Below are 2143 nucleotides of genomic sequence, written 5' to 3'. Positions count from 1 at the left end.
TGTCTTTTTAAAATTCATTTTCTAAATCTTTTATAATACGAAATATGTTTTTCTATCTCGGTTATTCTTCTTAATAAAAAGCTAAAGCCTTAAAAAATAGGTGTATAATGTAACTCTTGTATTTTAAAAGAGCATAAGAGGAATCCTGCACAGAAATGTCTCCAAATGTCTCCATTCGGTAGCTATTTCTGTACAAAATATTGATTTGACAGTGTCAAATGGGATTCCTATTTATGCGATAACAATTGTTATATGTCTCCCGAACGACTACACAAAAGCTACCGAATAGCTACCCAAAATCAAAAATGTCTCCATATGGTATATATTTTTCTGAAATTCTTACAAAGAATATTATTATATTTAGACAACATTACAAATTTTTTAAGAAGTAATTTTGCTTTTCAAAATTCCAAATTGCCGTAATTGAATGAGCTTTTTGTTCTTCTTCTGTCGTTTTTTCTTCATCACTTGTTTGAATTAAGTTACCATCTTCGGCATCATCTAAATTCAAAAGTTTATGCTTTTTCTTAAGCAATCCACCATAACTCAACATGCGTTTTCTGTATAAACCTTGTTCTAAATCTTGAACAATTTCTGCGTCTTTTTCATGATTTCCCGTTAAATAATCAGACGACTTAACCGAGTATTTTGATGTCTCTTTAATTGCAGCTTGTATATCTTTATCGCCTTTTTTATTTGGCTTAATTGCTTTGATATTTGCGACAGGTTTGTAATCAACTTGAAGTGCTTTTTGCCATAAATTGATCCACTCTTCTTGAGTAATATAATTTTCTTTTTTTCTAAAATATGCATTTTCAACACACAATAAAACATGCATATGTTGATTATAACTACCGTCATTTTTATTAACTGTAACTTCAGTTGAACGCATAAAACCGATTAAATTCTTTTTAACTTTTGCATACATTTTCAACTTGTTAAAAGCTTTCGACATATGTTTTAAACTTTGTTCTAAATGCTCACCATCAATCGCATTTTTCGTTGAAAGTGTTAAAAACAACCAACGTGCTTTTGGTTTTTCTTTAATAACTTCCTCAATTACTTTTTGGGCTTGATAACTGTTTTTCATTGAACGCCTCCAATTACAAACCGGACATAATTTAGACTTACAAAACCATGTTTTATAAAGTTTTAAATACCCTTCATCAGTCGGCTTAAATTCTAAGACGTTACCACATTGTTTTACGTTAAAAGCCTTTTTAATTTTTAAAATTTCTAGTATATCAGCATAACTTACATTGCCGATTTTCTTTTCTCTCCATGGGCGTTGCGTCCCACTTTTAGACATATCTTTCAATGTTTCATTATCTTGATTTTCGTCTATATATCTTGTAGTATTAAATTGCATAAAAAATCCCCCAGTAATGATTTAGATTCGACACCTTAATCATATAACTGGGGTTTTTTCATGTCAAATTTTTCTTTCACGCCAAAAAAACATCCGAAACACTATCATATCAACGTTTTATACCTATTTTAATTATTTGAGTTATTTCTATATAGTATCAAGACAAGAAGAAACTCGTTTCACTCGTTTCAAAAAAACCAAAAAATCTCATCGTTAAATACTTTTGAATGCACTGTAATTAAATAAGTGTTAAAGTCAAAATATAGCATTATCCTCATTCACATTTAGTCTTTTAATGTGAAGTGATCTTCGCCCAAAAATAGCTACTCACAAATTGAGTGGCTATTTTTTAATGCTTTATTCCAATTGCTTTATTGACGTTGAGCCTCGGAACCCTTAACAATCCCTAAACTTGTCGAATCGTCGGCTTAATAGCTCACGCTATGCCGACATTCGTCTCCAAGTTTAGTTAAGGGTTCTTCTCAACATCAATAAATTTTCTCGGCATAAATGCGTGTGATATGATTAATGTATTACTCCTTTTCATTTAATACATCAAAAACTATTCCCGGCTACTCAAAAAATGAGTAGTCTTTTTATTTTGCATTTTAAGCCCTTTCTAGGACATTTAATCATTCCACGTATAAAAATAACTAAAAACTTTTTTCGTTCAACAGAGAGACAATAAATCATTTTAAAATTTATTTCTCAACACTTTCAGAAAAAAATATGTTTTTTTATTTTAATTATCCTTCTCAATAAAAAGCTAAAACC

Annotated in this window: 1 protein-coding gene; it reads right to left on the bottom strand. The window is 29.9% G+C overall.

Annotated features, from left to right (window positions below; translation table 11 throughout):
* Positions 1-370: 370 nt before the first annotated feature.
* Positions 371-1369: a protein rep gene (locus HZY83_RS06740; RefSeq protein ID WP_001160226.1), complete on the bottom strand. Its 999-nt coding sequence runs from the start codon at positions 1367-1369 to the stop codon at positions 371-373.
* Positions 1370-2143: the final 774 nt, after the last annotated feature.

The organism is Gemella sp. GH3, assembly GCF_013415425.1.
Classification (GTDB): Bacteria; Bacillota; Bacilli; order Staphylococcales; family Gemellaceae; genus Gemelliphila.
This window is presented reverse-complemented; position numbering and strand designations above follow the sequence as displayed.

Coding starts and splice junctions, on each gene's coding strand:
- HZY83_RS06740 (WP_001160226.1), bottom strand. CDS start 1,369: ATGCAATTTAATACTACAAGATATATAGACGAAAATCAAGATAATGAA.